Origin of the sequence: Paracoccus shanxieyensis, assembly GCF_009711265.1 — a bacterium.
Lineage (GTDB): Bacteria > Pseudomonadota > Alphaproteobacteria > Rhodobacterales > Rhodobacteraceae > Paracoccus > Paracoccus shanxieyensis.
In genome coordinates, this window is record NZ_WMII01000005.1 from 143,700 (window position 1) to 162,247 (window position 18,548).

At 67.6% G+C, this 18,548-nt stretch carries 20 protein-coding genes and 1 riboswitch; of the genes, 9 read left to right on the forward strand and 11 right to left on the reverse strand.

Annotated elements, in window-relative coordinates:
• Window positions 1–90 precede the first annotated feature (90 nt).
• A riboswitch (cobalamin riboswitch) is annotated at window positions 91–278 on the forward strand.
• 119 nt (window positions 279–397) lie between these two features.
• From GL284_RS07160 to GL284_RS07180, 5 genes are all read left to right on the forward strand, one after another.
• Window positions 398–2,251, forward strand: coding sequence for a TonB-dependent receptor plug domain-containing protein (locus GL284_RS07160; RefSeq protein ID WP_230382938.1), 1,854 nt, complete (start codon window positions 398–400; stop codon window positions 2,249–2,251).
• Complete coding sequence (locus tag GL284_RS07165) at window positions 2,248–3,060, forward strand: ABC transporter substrate-binding protein (protein ID WP_341870294.1); 813 nt, start codon at window positions 2,248–2,250, stop codon at window positions 3,058–3,060. Before GL284_RS07160 ends, GL284_RS07165 begins: the two co-directional genes overlap by 4 nt.
• Window positions 3,057–4,043 carry a FecCD family ABC transporter permease gene (locus GL284_RS07170; protein WP_155043908.1) on the forward strand — a complete coding sequence of 329 codons (987 nt, stop codon included), beginning with the start codon at window positions 3,057–3,059 and terminating at the stop codon, window positions 4,041–4,043. Before GL284_RS07165 ends, GL284_RS07170 begins: the two co-directional genes overlap by 4 nt.
• Complete coding sequence (locus GL284_RS07175) at window positions 4,040–4,780, forward strand: ABC transporter ATP-binding protein (RefSeq protein WP_341870293.1); 741 nt, start codon at window positions 4,040–4,042, stop codon at window positions 4,778–4,780. Before GL284_RS07170 ends, GL284_RS07175 begins: the two co-directional genes overlap by 4 nt.
• A 72-nt stretch (window positions 4,781–4,852) precedes the next feature.
• Window positions 4,853–5,701: an alpha/beta hydrolase family protein gene (locus GL284_RS07180; protein ID WP_155043909.1), complete on the forward strand. Its 849-nt coding sequence runs from the start codon at window positions 4,853–4,855 to the stop codon at window positions 5,699–5,701.
• Here the strand turns inward: GL284_RS07180 and GL284_RS07185 are convergent.
• From GL284_RS07185 to GL284_RS07235, 11 genes are all read right to left on the reverse strand, one after another.
• A complete protein-coding gene (locus GL284_RS07185) occupies window positions 5,698–6,231 on the reverse strand; it encodes an SRPBCC family protein (RefSeq protein WP_155043910.1) in 534 nt (177 codons plus the stop codon). The two genes, GL284_RS07180 and GL284_RS07185, sit on opposite strands and share 4 nt — an antisense overlap.
• Entirely contained in the window at window positions 6,228–7,160 is a 933-nt protein-coding gene (locus GL284_RS07190) for a VWA domain-containing protein (RefSeq protein ID WP_155043911.1), read from the reverse strand. Before GL284_RS07190 ends, GL284_RS07185 begins: the two co-directional genes overlap by 4 nt.
• Window positions 7,157–7,711, reverse strand: a complete 555-nt coding sequence (locus GL284_RS07195; protein ID WP_155043912.1) for a hypothetical protein — start codon at window positions 7,709–7,711, stop codon at window positions 7,157–7,159. The genes GL284_RS07190 and GL284_RS07195 overlap by 4 nt, the downstream gene beginning before the upstream one ends.
• Window positions 7,708–8,712: a vWA domain-containing protein gene (locus GL284_RS07200; RefSeq protein ID WP_155043913.1), complete on the reverse strand. Its 1,005-nt coding sequence runs from the start codon at window positions 8,710–8,712 to the stop codon at window positions 7,708–7,710. Before GL284_RS07200 ends, GL284_RS07195 begins: the two co-directional genes overlap by 4 nt.
• Window positions 8,709–9,512 (reverse strand): nonribosomal peptide synthetase MxaA, encoded by an 804-nt coding sequence (locus tag GL284_RS07205; RefSeq protein ID WP_155043914.1) that lies wholly within the window; start codon window positions 9,510–9,512, stop codon window positions 8,709–8,711. Before GL284_RS07205 ends, GL284_RS07200 begins: the two co-directional genes overlap by 4 nt.
• Window positions 9,509–10,357 carry a DUF58 domain-containing protein gene (locus GL284_RS07210; protein ID WP_155043915.1) on the reverse strand — a complete coding sequence of 283 codons (849 nt, stop codon included), beginning with the start codon at window positions 10,355–10,357 and terminating at the stop codon, window positions 9,509–9,511. Before GL284_RS07210 ends, GL284_RS07205 begins: the two co-directional genes overlap by 4 nt.
• A complete protein-coding gene (locus GL284_RS07215; RefSeq protein WP_155043916.1) occupies window positions 10,354–11,361 on the reverse strand; it encodes an AAA family ATPase in 1,008 nt (335 codons plus the stop codon). Before GL284_RS07215 ends, GL284_RS07210 begins: the two co-directional genes overlap by 4 nt.
• Before the next feature lie 60 nt (window positions 11,362–11,421).
• A complete protein-coding gene (locus tag GL284_RS07220; RefSeq protein ID WP_155043917.1) occupies window positions 11,422–11,730 on the reverse strand; it encodes a methanol dehydrogenase [cytochrome c] subunit in 309 nt (102 codons plus the stop codon).
• 21 nt (window positions 11,731–11,751) lie between these two features.
• Entirely contained in the window at window positions 11,752–12,288 is a 537-nt protein-coding gene (gene moxG / locus GL284_RS07225) for a cytochrome c(L), periplasmic (protein ID WP_155043918.1), read from the reverse strand.
• 10 nt (window positions 12,289–12,298) lie between these two features.
• Window positions 12,299–13,120 (reverse strand): methanol oxidation system protein MoxJ, encoded by an 822-nt coding sequence (gene moxJ / locus GL284_RS07230; RefSeq protein WP_155043919.1) that lies wholly within the window; start codon window positions 13,118–13,120, stop codon window positions 12,299–12,301.
• Between the two features lie 67 nt (window positions 13,121–13,187).
• Window positions 13,188–15,086, reverse strand: coding sequence for a methanol/ethanol family PQQ-dependent dehydrogenase (locus tag GL284_RS07235; protein WP_155043920.1), 1,899 nt, complete (start codon window positions 15,084–15,086; stop codon window positions 13,188–13,190).
• A gap of 336 nt (window positions 15,087–15,422) precedes the next feature.
• On the opposite strand from GL284_RS07235, the gene GL284_RS07240 reads away from it, so the two are divergent.
• The 4 genes from GL284_RS07240 (at window position 15,423) to GL284_RS07255 (ending at window position 18,548) form a co-directional block, all read left to right on the forward strand.
• A complete protein-coding gene (locus GL284_RS07240) occupies window positions 15,423–15,887 on the forward strand; it encodes a protein moxZ (protein ID WP_155043921.1) in 465 nt (154 codons plus the stop codon).
• Window positions 15,884–17,305 carry a LapD/MoxY N-terminal periplasmic domain-containing protein gene (locus tag GL284_RS07245; RefSeq protein WP_155043922.1) on the forward strand — a complete coding sequence of 474 codons (1,422 nt, stop codon included), beginning with the start codon at window positions 15,884–15,886 and terminating at the stop codon, window positions 17,303–17,305. Before GL284_RS07240 ends, GL284_RS07245 begins: the two co-directional genes overlap by 4 nt.
• Complete coding sequence (locus GL284_RS07250) at window positions 17,302–17,973, forward strand: response regulator transcription factor (protein WP_155043923.1); 672 nt, start codon at window positions 17,302–17,304, stop codon at window positions 17,971–17,973. Before GL284_RS07245 ends, GL284_RS07250 begins: the two co-directional genes overlap by 4 nt.
• A gap of 230 nt (window positions 17,974–18,203) precedes the next feature.
• Window positions 18,204–18,548, forward strand: a complete 345-nt coding sequence (locus GL284_RS07255) for a hypothetical protein (RefSeq protein ID WP_155043924.1) — start codon at window positions 18,204–18,206, stop codon at window positions 18,546–18,548.

An 18,548-nucleotide genomic window follows, 5' to 3' on the forward strand; every position in this document is an offset into this window, starting at 1 on the left:
CACCGTTCTGGCGCACCGTCACTTTGCCGCCGTCTGGCGGTGGTCCGCGCGCGCTGCGATGCCCGCTTGACAGATCACGGCTTCGTGCGCCAAGCACAGTCCTGCTTCGGTTCTGCGGTCTGACAGCCGCGGATGAAAAGGGAACGCGGTCAGATACCGCGACTGCCCCCGCAACTGTAGGCGGTGAGCGACGGCCAGAAACGCCACTGGGATACCGGGAAGGCAGGTCCAAGCGACGATCCGCAAGTCAGGAGACCTGCCGCAGCACTCACCCATTTCCGGCGCGGGGCGCGTCGGGAAAGCGGCCATTCCGCAGTGGTGAACAAATATCCGCCTGCCACCCGGCGGGCATGTTCAGCAACCGCGGGCCCTTGCATCCCGCGACCCGGAGATGGCCATGAAACACCTTGTCGCGCTTGCCGCGCTGATCCCCCTGCCAGCTGTTGCGCAGGATGCCGTCACGCTTGATCCCGTCATCCTGTCGGCGGGCTTCGGGCCCATCGCGGGCAATGCCTATGGCCGTGCCGCGACCGTCTTGACCGCCGAGGACATTCAGGCGCGCGGCATCGCCACCGTGCAGGACGCGCTGCGCGCCGTTCCGGGCGTGTCGGTCAGCAGCAGCGGCAGCAGCCTGACGCAGATCCGCATCCGCGGCGCCGAGGCGAACCACACCCTGATCCTGATCGACGGGATCGAGGCGGCGGGCGGGGCCGATGAATACATCCTATCCGGGCTTGAGACCGCCAATATCGACCGGATCGAGGTGCTGCGCGGGCCGCAATCGGTCTATTACGGCTCGAACGCCTCGGCGGGGGTCATCAACATCATCACGCGCAAGGGCGGGCCGGGCCTTGGCTATGGTGGCGCGGTCGAGGCGGGGAATGGCGCATCGGCTTCGGCCTATGTCACGCAGAACGGTGCGCGGGGCGGCGTGGCGCTGAACCTCTCGGCGCGCGACGATCACGGCTATGATCAGTCGGGCGATGGCGGCGAAAAGGACGGGATGGACCGCCGCACGCTGGGCCTGTCAGGCTGGGTTCAGGCGACCGAGGATCTGACGCTGGGCACCACCCTGCGCTGGTCGCGCGAGCGGTATGACTACGACGCCGAGAACTATATCGACGCCACGACGGCGGATGAATATGTCGTCGACACCCGGGGCCTTTTCGGCAAGCGGCATGAATTTCAGGGCGGCGTCTGGGCGGAATACACCATGCTGGACGGGCGGCTGCTGCACCGGCTGGAATATCAGGACAGCGTCTATAAACAATCCTATGACGGCGGCGATTACGCACGCGGCACCACCCGCAAGCTGAAATACCGCGCCAGCCTTGGCATGGACGGCGCGGTGACCGAGGCCCGCCACATCCTGAATCTGATGGTCGAACGGCAAAAGGACAGCAATGACAGCGCCCCGGATTACGACCGCCAGATGACCTCGGTCGCGGTCGAATATCGCGGCGCGCTGGAAAACGGGCTGGATGTGCAGGCCGGGCTGCGCCACGACGACAACAAGGTCTTTGACGACTTCACCAGCTGGAATCTTGGCCTGTCATGGCAGGTGCCGGACCGGCCCTTCCGGCTGCATACCAGCGCCGGGGCGGGGCTGGTCAATCCGTCCTATTACGAACTTTACGCCGATGACAGCTTCACCGCCGGCAATCCCGGCCTGAAGCCCGAACAGAACCGCAGCGTCGATCTGGGCCTTGAATATCAACTGCCCGCCGATCGCGGCAGTGTCGATCTGACATGGTTCCGCGAACGCCTGACGGATGAGATCAGCTATGTCTTTTCCAGCCCGGATGGCCGCGCGACCTATGAAAACCAGTCCGGCGAAAGCCCGCGCCAAGGCGCCGAGCTGACCGCCCGCCTGCGGGCCACGGACAGCCTGCAGCTTGCGCTGAACTATACCTATCTGGACGCGAAAAACCCCGATGGCAGCGTCGAGATCCGCCGCCCCCGGCATGAGCTGGGCCTGTCGGCAACGCTGGCCGTTCTGGGCGGGCGGGGCCAGATCACCGGCGATCTGCGTCATGTCTCGGGCAATTACGACAGCCGCAATTTCGGCGACTATGCCACGGCGGCCTTGCCGTCCTATAATGTCGTGAACTTGTCGGCGGGCTATGACGTGACCGAAAATCTGCGCGTGACCGGGCGGGTGGTGAACCTGTTCGATCAGGACTATTCCGATGTCTGGGGCTATGCCTCGCAGGGGCGCACCGTCTATGCCGGGTTGCAGGCGCGGTGGTGAGGCGCTGGCTGAGCGCCGCCTGCATCGCGGGCGGACTTGGCCTGCCGGCGCAGGCCCAGCCCGACATGCCGCAGCGCGTGGTGTCGGTGAACCTGTGCACCGACCAGTTGGCCTTGTTGCTGGCGGCGCCGGGGCAGGTGATCTCGGTGTCGGATCTGGCGCGCGATCCCACGGCCTCGGCCATGGCCGATCAGGCAAGGGACGTGCCCAGCAATGACGGGCAGGCCGAACAGGTGTTTCTGCTGAACCCCGATCTGGTGCTGGCAGGGGCTTTTACCGCGCCCGCGACCGTGCAGATGCTGCGCCGCCTTGGCATCCGGGTCGAGGTCTTTGCCCCCGACACCGACCTGCAGGGCATCCGCGACAACCTGCGCCGGATGGGGCAGGTGCTGGGACGCGCCGAACAGGCGCAGCGGATGATCGCGGATTTCGACGCGGGCCTTGGCAGCCCGCCCGCCGGTCCCCGTCCCCGCGCGGCGATCTATGCCGCGAACGGCTATAGCTCGGGCAGCGCCAGCCTTGCCGGTCAGATCGTGGCGCAGGCGGGGTTCGACAATATCGCCGACGAGCTGGGGCTGAGCCAAGGCGGGCATATCCCGCTGGAGGTGCTGCTGATGTCGCGCCCCGACCTGCTGATCCTGGGTCGCCGCTATCCCGGCCATTCCCGGGCCGAGGAGCCTTTGGATCACCCCGCGCTGCGCGCGCTGATGGCGCAGGTGCCCGTCGTCACCATGTCCGATCCCGATTGGGTCTGCGGCACGCCCCATGTGCTGCGCACCATCGCCGCGCTGCGACAGGCGCGGCCATGACGCGATATCGCCTGCTGATCGGGGTTCTGGCGCTGCTGGTGGCGGGGCTGTTCATGGCCTCGCTGCTGATCGGCCCGACCGGAATCGGCCCGCTGCGCAGTCTGGCGGCGCTGACGGGCGATGACGTGCTGGGGCTGGTCATGCGGGAAATCCGGCTGCCGCGCGCGCTGCTGGGACTGATGGTCGGCGCGGCGCTTGGCGCGTCAGGTGCGGCGCTTCAGGGCTTTCTGCGCAACCCGCTGGCCGAGCCGGGGCTGATCGGCACCAGCGGTGCGGCGGCGCTTGGTGCGGTGCTGGCCATCCATACCGGCATCTCGGCGGCGTTCGCGCTGGCCTTGCCGCTGGCGGCGCTGGCGGGTGCGCTGGTCTCGGTCGCGGCGGTGATGCTGCTGGCGGGGCCAAGGGGCGGCGCGCTGGCGCTGATCCTGTCGGGCATCGCGATGTCCGCGCTGGCCGGAGCCGGGACATCGCTGGTGCTGAACCTGTCGCCAAACCCCTTTGCGGTGAATGAGATCGTGTTCTGGATGCTGGGCTCGCTGGCCGACCGGTCGATGCTGCATGTCTGGATCGCCGCGCCCTTCGTGCTGGCGGGGCTGGCGCTTGTGTCGCGCACCGGCCCGGCGCTGGACGCGCTGACGCTGGGCGAGGACGCGGCGGCCAGCAGCGGCGTCGATCTGGCGCGGCTGCGCTGGCTGCTGGTCGCGGGTGTGGCGGCGTTGGTCGGGGGCGCAACGGCGGTGGCAGGCGCCATCGGTTTTGTCGGGCTGGTCGTGCCGCATATGCTGCGCCGGGCGGTCGGCGCGCGCCCCTCGCGGTTGCTGCTGGCCTCGGGGTTGGGGGGGGCGGCGATGGTGCTGGCGGCAGACATTGCCGTGCGGCTGATCCTGCCCGCGCGTGATCTGAAACTGGGGGTGCTGACCGCGCTGATCGGCGCGCCGTTCTTTCTGCACCTGATCCTGAAGACGCGGAGGCAGGGGCTGTGACATTGCTGACGCTTCAGGGTTTGCGCGTGCCGGGTCGGCTGTCGGGCTGCGATCTTAAGGTGGCTGCGGGCGAATGTGTCGGGCTGATCGGTCCGAACGGCGCGGGCAAGACCACGCTGCTGCGCGCGGCGCAGGGTCTGATCCCGGCGCAGGGCTACAGTTCGCTGGCGGCCCTGCCCATCGCGAAGCGCGCCCGCGCCTGCGCCTTCATGCCGCAAGGCCGCGAGATCGCCTGGCCCATGCAGGTTCAGGTGCTGATCGCCCTTGGCCGCGCCTTGCAGCCCGGATCGGCCGGTGATGCGGCGGTCGAGACCGCCATTGCCGCGCTGGATCTGCAGGCGCTGCGTCACCGGGACGCCACATCGCTGTCGGGGGGCGAACAGGCGCGTGCCCTGCTGGCGCGGGCCATGGCGCAGGACACGCCGCTGCTGATCGCGGACGAACCCATTGCCGGGCTGGATCCTGCGGCCCAGATCGCCACCATGCGGCTGCTGCGCCGTCTGGCGGGTCAGGGTCGCGGCGTCATCGTGTCGCTGCATGATCTTGGGCTGGCCGCGCAGCATTGCACCCGGCTGGTGCTGCTGCATCAGGGCCGGATCGTGGCCGATGGCCCGCCGCCTGCCGTGCTGACGCCGCGCCATCTGGCCGATTATTTCGGCGTGACCGGCAGCCTGACCCAATCCCCCGACGGGCCGGTCCTGCATCTGCGCGGCCTGACCACCGATCCGCGCCCATAAGGCAGCGACTTATGGACCAGGACGCCGCATCCGCAGTTGCGCCCGCCCGCGCGGCCAACCGATGCTGGCTGCATGGATATTCCCGTCAAAGCCCTGCTGCTGTCGGCGGCGCTGTGCTTGCCCGCGCAGGCCGAGGAACTGGCGCTGGTGTTGGATCGCGGCATTCACGCCACGCTTGAACTGCCGCAGGGGCCGGGACCGTTTCCCGCCGTTCTGATGTTTCACGGTCTGGGCTCCAGCCGGGACGAGGTCGGGCTGATCTTTGCCGACACAGCGCGCCAGATGTCGCGGCAGGGCATCGCGTCGCTGCGGATCGACTTTCGGGGTTTTGGCAAATCCGACGGCGATACCGGAGCCCATACGATCGAGCGGCAGAACGACGATGCCCAGATCGCGCTGCGGGCGCTTTCGGCGCAGGACGGGATCGACCCGGCGCGCATCGGCGCCATGGGCTTTTCCTTTGGCGCCGGGGCCGCGATCGAACTGGCGGCGGCGCGGCCTGATGCCATCCGTTCGCTGGTGGTCTGGGCGCCGGTCGGGGATTACCGGGCGGACATGCTGGACAGCATGGGGCCGCGGGTCTTTGATCTTGCCGCGCAGGACGGCATCGTCGGGGTCGATCTGGGCTGGCGCACCATGGCGCTGCAGGCGGATTTCTTTGACAGTCTGGCCCGGCACGACCTGCTGGCGGCGCTGGCGCGCTATTCCGGGCCGTTCATGACGGTGAACGGCAGCGACGATCCCTATCGCAGATACACGCCCGCGCTGATGGCCGCAGCGGCGGGCGTGGACAAGCGGGCGCTGGTGATCCAGGGCGGCGATCACGTCTTTCACGTCTATATCCCCAGCCGCTCGATGGCCGGGCAGGTCATCGAGGCGACGGTGCGGCGGTTTCGGGACACCTTGCCAGCCGGGGATTAGCTGCCGCTTTCGGCGGCGGCCTTGATGCCGGAAAGCCCCTCATCGACATAGGTTTCCATGGCCGTGACGGCGGCCTGATCGCTGAACGCCTCGGGCGGTTCATTGGTGGTGTCGGCTCGAAAGAAGCTGGCCTGCCACGTCACGCTGGCTCCGTCCCCTTCAGGGGTCACGGTGATGCTGTTGGTATAGAAGCTGACCGGGAAGACGTTGATGTCCTCTTTCGACAGCCGCCAGCGGATCATCATCTTTTCGGCGCTGATATCGTCGATGCCATCGGTCAGCGTGCCGCCGGATTTGAAGGTCATCAGACGTTTCGCGCCCGCGCCATCGCCCTCCATCTCCGCCTTGGCGATGGCGGGCTGCCAGGCGGCGATGGCTGCGGGATCGGCCAGCACCGCCCAGACCTTGTCGGCGGGCGCGGCCACGCTGACGCTGCGCGACAATTGCTGCGGCGTGGGGCCATGCGCCATCAGCGGGGTCGCCACCAGCGCGGCGATGGCTGCGGCAAAAAGCGTTCTGCGGTTCATCATGGGGTCTCCTTCCTTGCAGTGAATGGGGTGGCCAGCAGCGCGGCCAGCAGCGCGGCCAGCGCCAGCGCGCCAAGGACCGGCGACAGGCTGCGCCGTGTGGTGACCTGCCGCGCATCGGCATGGGTGGCCAGCGCCGCCTGCAACGCCGCAGGCCCGTCCGACAGGCGCGCAAAGCCCATGCCGCGTTCGGCGGCAAGCCCGGTCAGGTAATCCGCCCGCAGCGCCGACAGATGTTCGGTCCCGTCCAGATCCGCCTCGCCATAGGGGTTGTTGCGCGGGTGATAGCCGGGGCGGTCCGCTGCATCCGTCGGCGGAGCGCCAATGCGCGCCGGGGCGTGCTGCACGTCCTCGGCCCCGTAAAACCCGGTTTCGCGGCCCAGATCGTCGAATTTCGGGATCGGCGCGGGGGTATCGCCGCCGGCCCCAAGGATCACGCCGCCGGGGCTGTCCTCGTGCCATGGGTCGGGGCCGGAATAGGGCAGCGGCGGCGCCTCTTGCCCGTCGGTCACAAAGACCAGCGCCGCATCCAGATCGCGGGCGCGGGTCAGCGCATGGTTCAGCCCCTTCGAGATCATGCTGTCGCCTTCCCATGCCATGCGCCAGTCCAGACCGGCCAGCGTCTCGGTCAGCGCGGCGTAATCGGCGCAGATCTCGACCGGGGCGATCAGCGTCAGGCTGCGGCGTTCGGTGAAAAAGCCAAGGCCCACGCGCGTGCCGCAGGGCTGGCTGGCGATCCAGCGCGTCAGCAGGCCGCGCGCCGCATCCAGCCGCGACACGCCATTCATGTCGCGCACATTCATCGACCGCGTGATGTCCACGACGATCAGCACATCGCGCAGATCGCGCTGGCCCTGCATCGCCGGGCTGGCGGCGGCGGCCAGCGCCAGCGCGGCGGCAAGCCCGGGCAGAATGGCGCGGGTCAGCGTCATGGCGCGCCCCGCGGCAATCCGGGCAGGTCGGTCCACAGGCGGCGCGGCTGCGTGTCGGGGTCTTTGTCGCCATCCTGACCTTCGCGCGGCATGTCGCGCACCAGCCGCATCGCCAGATCCAGATTGACCTTGGCATCGTAATGTCCGGGCCATGCCCGCAGCGCCTGTCGATACGAGGCCTTGGCCAGATTGATCAGCGCCGTGGCTTCGTCGATACGGTTGCGCTCGATCCGGTCAAAGCCCATGCGCATCCGGGCATTGCCAAGCGCGTAATGGTATTCGGATTGCAGCCCCGGCGCGGCACCGGCCAGCGCCGGGGCCATGGCCTCGGCATCCTGCGGCCGGTCGCGCAGCGCCAGATACAACGCGCGGGCATGGACGGCGCGGGGGTCAGCGCCATCGCGCAGCACCACGTCGCGCCCCCCGGCAAGGTCGCGAATGGCCCGGTTGTCGCGGGCCGCGCCCCAGACCAGCAGCCCCGCCCAGACGGTCGCGGCCAAGGCCAGCGCAACCCACAGGCACAGCAGGGGAAAGACCGCCCGTCTTATCATGCGCTCACCAGCAGCGGCGCGGGCGCGCGGGGCGCATAGCGGCGTTCCAAGGCGCGCGCGGCGGCCAGCGCGGCGCAGCCAAGTGCCGCCAGCAGCCAGCACAGCCAGCCCAGATCCCGGCGCGGGACCGGGCGCCGGGTCAGGATCGGGCGGGACTCCATGCGGCCGATGTCATCCACGGCGGCCTGAACCGCGCCGGGGCTGTCGGCCTCATAGGCCTGATAGGGCAGGCGCAGGCTTTGCAGGAACAGATGCAGATGCCGTTCGGGGCGCAGATGCGGCGTGTCGGGCTGGCCGGGCTGCGGCTGTTCAAAGATGCTTTTCGCGCCCTTGGTGCGCAGATAAAGCCAATAGATGTTGACCTGCTGGCGCGCGGCCAGATTGCGCAGCGCGGTCTGCACCTCGGGGGCGATGACTGCGGCGCCATCGCTGACCAGCACCACGGCGCGCGATCCGTCAGCCGCCTCATGTGCCAGTTCCATCGCCAGCGTCAGGCCGCGCCCCACATCGGTCTGCGACAGTCCCGGTTCGGCCAGCGCGGCAACCGCGCCCGCGATGGCGCTGCGGCTTTCGGTGACTGGCAGCACCAGCATGGGCGCGGTCGAAAATGCCGCGATGCCGATGCGGTCATCGGGCCGCCGCGCGATGAAATCCGACAGGATCCGCCGCGCCGCCGCCGCCTTGCTTTCGTCACCCCCTTGCGGCGAGCGTCCGGCGAACGTGTCATCCATGCTGGATGAGCGGTCGATCAGCAGCACAAGGTTCGTGCCGATCCCGCGATAGGTGACGCTGCCGCCGCGCAGAAAGGGCTGCGCCAGCCCAAGGATCAGCGCCGCCAGCGCCAGCATCGCCAGTCCGGTCAGCAGCGGCCCGACCGCACGGCCCTGCGGCCCGCGCAGATCCAGCCGCGGCACACCCGATGCTGCCAGCCAGTGGATCAGCAGCGGCAGCAGCGCCAAGGGCAGGGCGAACAGCGCCGGGGGGAAGGCAAAGCCGATCATCGCCGCCCCCGCTCGATCGCGGCAAGGTCGCGGGCCAGCCGGGGAATGTCCTGCGGGGCCTGCGCGCCCGCGCCGAAATATGCCGCATCCGAGGCCGCGAAAAAGCCGCGCAGCTGCGCGCCCAGCGGAGCGAAATGCGGGGCGGCGGTCAGGAAGCGGTCAAGCTCGGCCCCGATCAGCACGCGGCCGAAGCTTTGGTCAAGGGCATGGTGCAGCAGGGGTCGGGCCTGCGCGTCGGGCAGGCGGGCGATCTGGCGCGCGGCGCGGGCAAAGGGACGCGCGGGGCGGCGGCGGAACGGAAACCACGCCTGATGCCATGCCAGCGCCAGCGCCCCTGCGATCAGTGCCAAGACCGCAGCCGCCAGCCGCAGCCGCGCAGGGGTCGGGTCGATCAGGTGAAAGGGCGGGTCCGGCTGCAACTGATCCACGGTCGAGGGCGCAAGGATCGGCCGGATGGGCGAGGTCACGAAGCGAAACCCCGGCAGGTCCAGCGCCGTGCCATCGCTCAGCCGGATGCGCGATGGCGGCACCTGCTGTTCGCGCGGCTCCAGCGCGGAATAGAAATTCTGCCAGCGCAGGGTGATTTCCGTGCCGCCGGGAACATCGCGGCGCGAGATGTCGCGCAGGTCCAGCCAGTAATCCACCGCACGGGGCCGAGGCAGCGAGGCCGGATCGACCGCCCCCGGAACGCGGATGGTCTGGACCAGTTCATCCCCCAGCCACCAGCCATAGGGGCGCGGGTTCTGCACCTGTTGCGCCATGGCGGGCAGCGGCAGCAGGATCAGCGCCAGCCATTTCATAGCGGCGCCTCGGCCAGAGCGGCGGCAAGGTCGGCCACGTCGATGCTGTCGGTGATCTGGACCGGGGCCAGCCCGTATTCGGCAAAGACCCGCAACAGGGTCTTGTGGCGGGCGCGGGCGGCGCGGCTTTGCGCCTCGGCCCATGCGCGGCTGGTCAGCACCGTGCGGCCGCGGCCGGTTTCGGGGTCCAGAACCTGCGCCAGTCCCAGCCGGGCGGGCGGGGTTTCCAGCCCGCTGTCGCGCAACCAGATCGGCAGGACGGGGCGCGGGCGCAGGGCGGCCAGTAGCAGGGCAAGCTCATCCGTGGCAAGCTCGAAATCCGAGATCAGGACGACAAGGATGCGGTCCTGCGGCAGATCCTGTGCCATCAGCGCCGCCGCGCCGCGCCCCGACGGTTGCAGCGGCAGTTCCAGCAGTTCGGTCGCCAGATCGCGGCGCGTCGGGACCTGTTCGTGCAGCACCCGGTCGCCCGCGCAGACGGTCAGCGAAAACAGATCGCGCCCGCGCCGCGCCGCCTGCGCAAAGCCCGCCATCAGCAGCCGCGCCAGCCCCAGCCGGTCCGCCCCCGCCACCACCCCCAACGAGGCCGAGGCGTCCAGACACAGATGCAGCCGCAGGTCGGTCCGGGTCTGGAACCGGCGCACATACAGCGTGCCGAAGGGATCGGTGATCGCGCGGCGCAGATCCAGCCGCCGCGGATCGGGATGGGCCAGAAGCGGGGCGATATCGGCGAATTCCTCGCCCGTGCCGCGCATCCGGCCAGCGTGCTGGCCTGTCCGCACGCCCGGCAGGCGGCGCGACAGCTGCCATGCCAAGGCGTCGAACAGGTGCAGATGCTGGCTCATGCGGCGGGAACCGGGATCTTGGCAAAGGCCGCCTCGATCAGGGCGGGGATCAGCACGTCCCGGCGCGGCTCATAGGCGGGCGACAGAAAGATGCGATGCGCCATGACCGGGGCCAGCACGGCGCGCACATCCTGCGGCAGAACGGCGTCGCGCCCTTCGGCCCATGCGCAGGCGCGGGCGGCGCGGACCAGATATTGCATGCCGCGCGGGCTGACGCCGCCCCGGATCAGGCGCGAGGTGTCGGCGCCCTCGACGGTCAGCGCGCGGGGATCGCGCAGCGCCTGACACAGATCAAAGACATAGCGTTGCAGCGTCGGGCTGGTATGCGTGGACTGGATTTGCGCCGCCAGATCGCCAAGCGCGCGATAGGGCAGCAGCGGTGCGATCCCCGCAATCAGCGCCGTCGTGTCGTGAAAACGCGGATCAAAGGCCAGCGCCACGCGGTCGTCCATATCGGCGGGCGCGTCCACCGCGATCTCCATCAGGAAGCGATCGCGGGCGGCGGCGGGCAGCTCGAACGTCTCATCGCGTTCGATCTGGTTGCGGTCGGCAAAGACCTGAAGATACGGGAAATGCCAGTCGCGCCGGAACGCGGTCAGGCTGCGTTCCGCCATCAGCCGCAGCAGCAGCGCATGGACCTGAGGCCGCGCACGGTTGATTTCGTTGAAGAAGAAGACCGCCAGATCCTCGCCCTGTTCCAGCACCGGGCCGGGGTCGATGCGCGGGCGACCGTCTTCGGCGATATGGGCCGAATAGATCAGGTCGGTCGGCAGCAGATCCACCGTGCCCTCGATCCGCGCATAGGGGCCGCCCAGCACGCGGGCCACGGCGCGCAGCAGCGTGGTCTTGCCGGTGCCGACATCGCCCGCCAGCAGCACATGGCCCCGGCACAGAACCGAAATCAGCAGCAGGCGGATAGTCCGCTGCTGGCCCAGCACCACGTCGTTCAGTGCCGCCTCGGCATCGCGCAGACGCGCGCGCCAGTCCGTCAGAGTGTTGTCCATGATCCGTCCCGAAAGCCGCGCGGCGCATGGCCCGCCAAGCATGCGCCGCGCGCGCCCGCCTTATTCGGCGGGCGGTGCCGTGGTTTCGTCGTAGCCGTCGATCTTTTTCACGTCATATTCAAAGCTGCCGGTCTTTTTCATGTTCCAGACCCGCCACGCATTGCGCGCGTCCATGACGGCAAGGGATTCCCCCTGCTTCGACAGTTCCGCCGGGTCATGCTGCGGATCGTATTTCGAGCCTTCGACCCGTTCGGGATAATCCGGCTTCGGCTCCCAGCAATTGCCGGGGGCTTTGCAGTTCGTGCCGTCATAGGCCAGCGCCGGAGCGGCCAGCGCCATGGCGGCGATCGTCAGGAAAAGGCGTTTCATGGGTTCCTCCTTGCATATGGTTCAGGATTGGTCGTCGTCACCCGAGCCCTTGGGCTGGAAGGGTTTGAACGTGGCTTTCTGTTCGTCGGTCAGCCAGACCGCATCCTTGGGATCGCCGGTGTAAAGATGCCGGACCCAAGCCATGGTCATCAGCATCTCATCCAGTGTCAGACTGCCCCACATCGGCCCCATCTGCCCGGTCGCCCCGCCGTAAAGCGTTGAGAACAGGCCGACATCATCTTCGTTGCTGGGATAGGTCCAATAGCTGTCATTCAGGCCGGGACCGATCTTGCCTTCGGCGTAATGGCCATGACAGCCCGAACACATCCCGGCGTAAAGCTCTTCGGCCTCGGGCATGATCTCGGGGTTTTCGTTATAGATGTTCTCGCCGGTGTCCATGAAGTGCTTGACGGCCTCGGTGTCGCGGCCTTCCTCCATGGCGTCGTCGAAATTCAGCGGCGAGCCGTCGATGATGTTGAAGAATTGCGGGGCTGCCATTGCCGCGACCGGGACAAGTGTCGCCAGCGCCAATGCGGCAAGGATCTTGGGCTTCGTCATCAGACTTCCTTCAGCTTAGCGGCAGCAGGGGGATGCCTTCCTCGGTCAGGATGGCGTCGATCTTGGCCCGGCCCGAGGTCAGCGCCGCATTGATCGGCGCCAGCAGGTCGGGATGGGCGTTCGACACCCCCACGGATTGCGAATATTGCAGCGGGATGATCACCCCGTCCGAGCGTTCGATTTCATTGGTGATCAGCGTCATGCGCAGCGGCTCACGCGCGTCGCGCACATACCGCGCGGCTTCGGGGGCGAAGATGATCGCCAGATCCGCGCCGCCGCCCGCGACCTCGGCCACGACACGGCTGGCCTCGACCTGGGTGTATTTGTTGCGCCGGTCCTCGAAATTCGTCAGCGAGGCCTGATAGATCAGATTGTATTCATAGCGCCCGGTATATTTCAGGATGGTTTCGGCGGGCGAATGCAGGCGATAGGAAAAGGTGTTGAAGCCGTCCTGATCCACGGCCTGCCATGTGTCGCCGGTGAAATCGCGCGACTGCTGCGTGACGAAGGCATAGCCCGAGCGGTAATACGGTTCGCTGGTCAGCAGCCGCTGGTCGCCCGCATCGACGCCCACCAGCACGTCGCACAGATCCTTGTCGATGCCGTCGCGGACCAGATAGATCGCCTCGCGGTCGATCATCACCAGATCCAGCGTGGCGCCCATCTCATCGGCCAGCACCTGCGCGATCTTGTTTTCAAACCCGCCGCCATCCTTGTCGGAATAGGGCGCGTCCTTGGTGGATGCACAGACCCGCAGCGTCTGCGTGTCGGCCAGTGCGGGCGCGGCAAGGGTCAGGGCCGCAATCCCCGCAGTCAGCATTTGCTTGCTCATCGGTCGTCTCCGGAATGAAAGGGGAAATCGGCTGGCCCACAGGGAAGGACGGGCCAGCCGGGACATGTCAGGTGGGTTCACCCGACACGTATTCGCCCACCATCGGGTCGGAATAAGGCCCGTCGCCGTCGATCGAGAAGACCATGACGCCGCCGCCCATCTGGGTATATTCCTGCAGCCGCTTGAACGCGCCCACCGAGCCCAGACCAGCCGTCGGATCGGCAAGGTCAAAGACCAGACCCACGCCCGGCCAGCCGCCGACGCCATACATGATCGCGACATATTGGCGTCCGTCATGCTTGTAGGTCATCGGATGGCCGATCACGCCCGAGGGCAGCTTGAACTTCCACAGCAGGTCGCCCGTGTCGCTGTCACGCGCCTTGATGAAGCCGTCCAGCGTGCCATAGAAGGTCAGCCCGCCCGCCGTGGCCATGGTGCCGCCCCAGACGGCGAACCGCTCCATCTTGTCCCATTTCATTTCGCCGGTGATGGCGTCATAGGCCTTGATCTGGCCCAGACCCAGCGCGTTCTGCCGGTCGCCCTTGGGTCCCGGATACATGGTCAGCGTCGCGCCCACGAAGAACTGGCCCGCGCGATAGGGCAGCATGAAGGGCTCCCAATCCATGCAGATATGGTTGATGCCCAGCATGAACAGCTTGCGTTCCGGGTCATAGCTGTCATGGCCCTGATTGTGATAGCCCATGGCCGAGGGGCAGATGTCGCGCGCCTTGTGGTCCATGCGCGTGCCGAATTCCGGGTCGCGGACGGGCAGGCCGGTATCCAGCTGCACCTCTTTGACCCAGTTCACCGTGTCGTCCATCTTGTCGGCTGAAATCAGGTCGCCATTGGTCCGGTCCAGCGTATAGACGATGCCGTTGCGGTCGGGATGGGTCAGCATCTTGCGCATCTGACCCTGCTTGTCCTCTTGTTCGGACAGCATCATCACGTTGACGCCGGCATAGTCCCATTCGTCATGCGGCGTCTTCTGATAGGCGAATTTGGCCTGACCCGTGGTCGCCTCGCGGCCCCAGATCGCCATGGTCCATTTGTTGTCGCCCGGACGCATGGTCTCGTTCCACGGCGCCGGGTTGCCCGAGCCGTAATAGAACAGGTCTTCGTCCGGGTCATAGGCATACCAGCCCCAGTTGGTGCCGCCGCCGATCTTCCAGGCGTCGCCTTCCCAGGTTTCGGTGCCAAGGTTCTTCTGGCCGTAATGCGGGTTCGGGGCGTTGAAATCCTCGGCCAGCAGCAGCTCCTCGTCCGGGCCGGTGGCAAAGGCGCGCCAGCGCATCTCGCCGGATTTCACGTCATAGGCGGTGACATAGCCGCGCACGCCCAGTTCCGCGCCCGACGATCCGACCAGCACCATGTCCTTGATGACATAGGGCGCGATGGTCAGGGTCGAGCCGACCTTGATGTCCGAGTTTTCCATGATCCAGCGCGTCTCGCCGGTCTCGGCATCCATGGCGACGATATGGCCGTCAAGCTGGGTGCGGAAGATCAGCGGTTTGACATCGCCGTCGCCCGGCCAATAGGCCAGACCCCGGTTCACCACGTCGCAGCAGGCCACCGTCCGCGCGGTGGGGTTCTGCTTGGGCTTGTTCATCCAGACAATCTTGCCCGGCTCGTTCAGATCCAGCGCAAAGGTCGTGTTGGGAAAGGGCGAATGCACGAACATCCGGTCGCCCACGACCAGCGGCGTGCCTTCATGCCCATGCAGCACCCCGGTCGAGAATGACCATGCCGGGCGCAACTGCCTGACGTTTTCCTTGTTGATGTCGGTCATCTCGGAATAGTTCTGCGCGTTGTAGTCGCGCCCGGTCATGACCCAGTTCGCGGGGTCTTTCGCCATCTCGACCAATTGCTCATTGGCAGTCGCCGGCGCAGGTGTCAGGACGGCAAAGCCCAGTGCGACGGCCATCGCAAGGCCCGACGCGCCCCTTGCCTTGGGGGTGTTGCTTATCATAGCGATCTCGCTCCCTCTCGCTGTCTGGTGCGGACCGCCCGATGCAGCTGCGGCATCGGCGGTCACATCCGGTGGCGGGTCCGGGCCTCCACTCCCTGACCGCCGCAAGATTGATTAGGCATCCGGCCAGCGGCCTTGTCTGCGGGGTGTGCATCCCGACTTTTCCGGGGGATTTTCCCTGTGCCGGGCAGGGGATCGCCCCCCTGTTTTCCGCAAGTGCCAGACCAACGTCGCAGCGCGTTGCGGTTGTTCCATACCAAAGGCGGGCATAGTCTGGTCGCCAGAGGAAGCGCGTGCGGCGAATCACTGCAGCGCAGCAAAAGGGGGGCTGGCAGGATGCGATTCCGCCCATGCGTCGCCCTTGGGCGATACGCGGTCAGCGCGGCGATTTTGCTTGCGCTATCCGCATGCTATGAGGAAGAGGACCAGACCATCCCCTCGGATACGGACGCGCAGGTAGCCCCCGCGCCGGAGGCGCATTGGCTGGAGGTCGGCGACCCCCGTGCGCCCGAAACCTTTCTGGCCGAGGAGACCGGATTGCCGCCTGCGCCCCTGGCCGCGCAGCTTGCGGATCTGGCCGCGCAATACCGCGAAAGCCCGCGCATGATCGCAAACCGCGTCCTGCAACTTTCGCGCGAATATCCCGACACGCCGCTGGAGCGGATGATGCGCGACCTGCTGCCGCGCGAGGGCCTGCCGGAACGCAGTCTGGGGCCGGTCGCCCAGCAATACCGCGTGCTGCGCGCGGGCGGCGCGGATCACGCAACGGCGATGTCCGCCGCCTTGGGGGACAGCGGATGAGCGCGCAAAGCGACAGCACCGTTTTTGCCACGATGGGCCGTGCGGCGCCCCGGCTGGGCACCCTGCCGATGCGCCGGATCATCATCGGCATCGCCGCGGCGGTCAGCCTGTCGCTATGCGTCATCGTCTCGGCCATCCTGATCCTGAACGCTCGCCACGCGGTGCAGGACGAAATCGGCTCGGCCTTTCATCTGGCGCATGAATCCGTGGTGCGCCGCCTGCCGCCCAGCCATGGCGGGCGCGACACCATGGCCGAGGCGGCGGGGCTGGCCGAAGAGATCGACGGGCTGCGCCATGTCTCGGCCCGGATCCTTGATCCGGCGGGCCTGCCGCTGCAACACCGCGCCAATGGCCAGCTTGCCGCCGAAGACGCCCCGCCGCGCTGGTTTTCCGCGCTGATGACGCCCGCGCCCATTCAGGCCCTGGTGCCCATCACGCATTACCCGAACGTGCTGGGAATGTTTCAGATCACCGCCGATCCCACCGATGAGATCGCCGAGGTCTGGGACGATTTCAGCGTCATCCTGCCGGTGCTGTTTCTGACCGGGCTTGCGATGGTCGGGCTGGCCGTCGGGCTTTCCAGCCTGCTGGGGCGGCGGCTGCAATCGGTGCAGGCGGCCATGGCGCAGATGCAGGCGGGCGATCTGTCGGTGCGCGCGCCCGGCGACCGGCTGACCGAGTTTGCCGATCTGGCCGCGGGCGTGAACGCGCTGGCCTCGCATCTTCAGGCCGAGCGGGCCGAGAATGACCTGCTGCAATCGCGCCTGATCGGCAGCTCCGAGGCGGAACGCTCGCGCATTGCGTTGGATCTGCATGATGAGATGGGGCCGCAGCTTTTCGCGCTGCGCGCCGCCGCCAGCCATGCGCAGGCGATGACCGCCGATCTGCCCGCTTCCCCCGCCGCGCTGGCCGAGACGCTGGACGCCATCGCCCGCCACGCGGTCGAGATCCAGAAAAGCGCCCGCACCGCCATCAACGATCTGCGCCCGATGCTGCTGGGCGAAGCCAGCCTGACCGATCTGCTGGCCGAACTGGTCGCGGGGTTTCGCGATGTGTCGTCCCAGACCCGCATCATCCTTGACATCGACCCCGCCGCCGAAGGCCACAGCCCCGGAGAGCTGGCCGAGTTGTCGATCTATCGTTTCGTGCGCGAAAGCGTGCTGAACGCCATGCGCCACGGGCAGGCCACGCTGATCCGCGTCAGCCTTGAGCCGCAGCCGGACGATCCCGCGCAGCTTGTGGCGCGCGTGACCGACAATGGCCGTGGCCCGCAGCGCAGCGCCGATGGCGCGCGCCCGGCGGCCAGCTTCGGCCAGATCGGCATGCAGGATCGCGCGCGTGCGCTGGGGGCGACCTATCTGCCGCCATGGCGCGACCATACCCTGACCCATACCGAACTGAGGATGCCCCGGCCATGACCGCTGCCCTGAAACTGACGCCCGATGACACCGCGCCCTTGCAGATCCTGATCGTCGACGACCATCCCGTCGTGGCCGAGGGCTGGGGCCGCATCATCCGCAGCCGCGTGTCCTGCGACATCGCCTCGGCTGCCTCGGCGTCCGAGGGGTGGCGGGCATGGCGGCAGGCCCGCCCCAATCTGATGGTGATCGACCTCAGCATGGGCAAGAACAAGATCGCGGGCATCCGCCTGATCGAGCGTCTGCGCCGTGTCGATCCCGATCTGCCGATCCTGGTCTTTACCATGCATCGCAGCCCGGTTCTGGCCCGGCGCGCGCTGACATCGGGCGCGAATGGCGTCATCAACAAGGACAGCCCCCCGTCCGAGATCTGCGATGCCTTTGCCGAGGTGGCGCGCGGCGGCAATTATGTCGATGCCCGCCTTGCCATGCAGATCGCGCTGCTGAACGTCGCCCGCCCCGGCACCAACGCCCCCCGCCTGACCGGGCGCGAGGAAGAAATTTTGGGCATGATCACCGAAGGCATGTCCTATCGCGACATCGCCGACCGGGCCTGCATCAGCTACAAGACCGTCTCGAATGTCAGCCTTGTGCTGAAGGACAAGCTGGGCGCGTCCAATCTGGCCGATCTTGTGGTCAAGGGCATCCGCTATTTCGACGGCGAGTGATCCGGCCGCGCGCCGGTCCCGCCATCAAAGCGCAGGGGTTTGCGTCAGGGCCGGACAGAACCGCACGCCCCCCGCCCAGCCACAGCCGCAAGATCTGCGGCGGGCAGGGCGGCATCGGGTTCGGCCTAAGGCCGTGTCATCGGTTTGCCGCGAAGATCCGGGCGGGCGCGGACCATGCCAGCTTACAGACCCAGCGCCGCCTTGCGCGCGACCGACCACCGCATCAGCAGGTGATCGACCATGAGGCCGATGAAGGCGACCGCCAAACCCAGCACCAGCCCCTTGCCGACATCGGTGGCAAGACCGGCATCATTTCGACCTATATGAGCCATGGGGTGTTTCGCGGCATCCGGCGCGGGCGCATCATCTCTGCGCCTGCCGATGCGCCGGTCATTCAGGGCAAGCTTGGCATCGAAATGGCCGTCCGCGCGCTTGAGGGCAAGCTGTCGGTCACCCATGCCGGTCCCGCCATCCAGACCGTCACGTCCCAGACCGCCGATCGGTTCGACCGCGCCGCCAATCTGGCCCCGGCCAGTTTCCTGCCGACATTTTCGCTGGAAAGCGGGCGGGACTAG

What these genes read in the sequence shown, in the direction of transcription:
- GL284_RS07160 (WP_230382938.1), top strand. Translation starts at nt 398, where the DNA reads ATGAAACACCTTGTCGCGCTTGCCGCGCTGATCCCCCTGCCAGCTGTT.
- GL284_RS07170 (WP_155043908.1), top strand. Translation starts at nt 3,057, where the DNA reads ATGACGCGATATCGCCTGCTGATCGGGGTTCTGGCGCTGCTGGTGGCG.
- GL284_RS07180 (WP_155043909.1), top strand. Translation starts at nt 4,853, where the DNA reads ATGGATATTCCCGTCAAAGCCCTGCTGCTGTCGGCGGCGCTGTGCTTG.
- GL284_RS07185 (WP_155043910.1), bottom strand. Translation starts at nt 6,231, where the DNA reads ATGATGAACCGCAGAACGCTTTTTGCCGCAGCCATCGCCGCGCTGGTG.
- GL284_RS07190 (WP_155043911.1), bottom strand. Translation starts at nt 7,160, where the DNA reads ATGACGCTGACCCGCGCCATTCTGCCCGGGCTTGCCGCCGCGCTGGCG.
- GL284_RS07195 (WP_155043912.1), bottom strand. Translation starts at nt 7,711, where the DNA reads ATGATAAGACGGGCGGTCTTTCCCCTGCTGTGCCTGTGGGTTGCGCTG.
- GL284_RS07200 (WP_155043913.1), bottom strand. Translation starts at nt 8,712, where the DNA reads ATGATCGGCTTTGCCTTCCCCCCGGCGCTGTTCGCCCTGCCCTTGGCG.
- GL284_RS07205 (WP_155043914.1), bottom strand. Translation starts at nt 9,512, where the DNA reads ATGAAATGGCTGGCGCTGATCCTGCTGCCGCTGCCCGCCATGGCGCAA.
- GL284_RS07210 (WP_155043915.1), bottom strand. Translation starts at nt 10,357, where the DNA reads ATGAGCCAGCATCTGCACCTGTTCGACGCCTTGGCATGGCAGCTGTCG.
- GL284_RS07215 (WP_155043916.1), bottom strand. Translation starts at nt 11,361, where the DNA reads ATGGACAACACTCTGACGGACTGGCGCGCGCGTCTGCGCGATGCCGAG.
- GL284_RS07220 (WP_155043917.1), bottom strand. Translation starts at nt 11,730, where the DNA reads ATGAAACGCCTTTTCCTGACGATCGCCGCCATGGCGCTGGCCGCTCCG.
- moxG (WP_155043918.1), bottom strand. Translation starts at nt 12,288, where the DNA reads ATGACGAAGCCCAAGATCCTTGCCGCATTGGCGCTGGCGACACTTGTC.
- moxJ (WP_155043919.1), bottom strand. Translation starts at nt 13,120, where the DNA reads ATGAGCAAGCAAATGCTGACTGCGGGGATTGCGGCCCTGACCCTTGCC.
- GL284_RS07235 (WP_155043920.1), bottom strand. Translation starts at nt 15,086, where the DNA reads ATGATAAGCAACACCCCCAAGGCAAGGGGCGCGTCGGGCCTTGCGATG.
- GL284_RS07240 (WP_155043921.1), top strand. Translation starts at nt 15,423, where the DNA reads ATGCGATTCCGCCCATGCGTCGCCCTTGGGCGATACGCGGTCAGCGCG.
- GL284_RS07245 (WP_155043922.1), top strand. Translation starts at nt 15,884, where the DNA reads ATGAGCGCGCAAAGCGACAGCACCGTTTTTGCCACGATGGGCCGTGCG.
- GL284_RS07250 (WP_155043923.1), top strand. Translation starts at nt 17,302, where the DNA reads ATGACCGCTGCCCTGAAACTGACGCCCGATGACACCGCGCCCTTGCAG.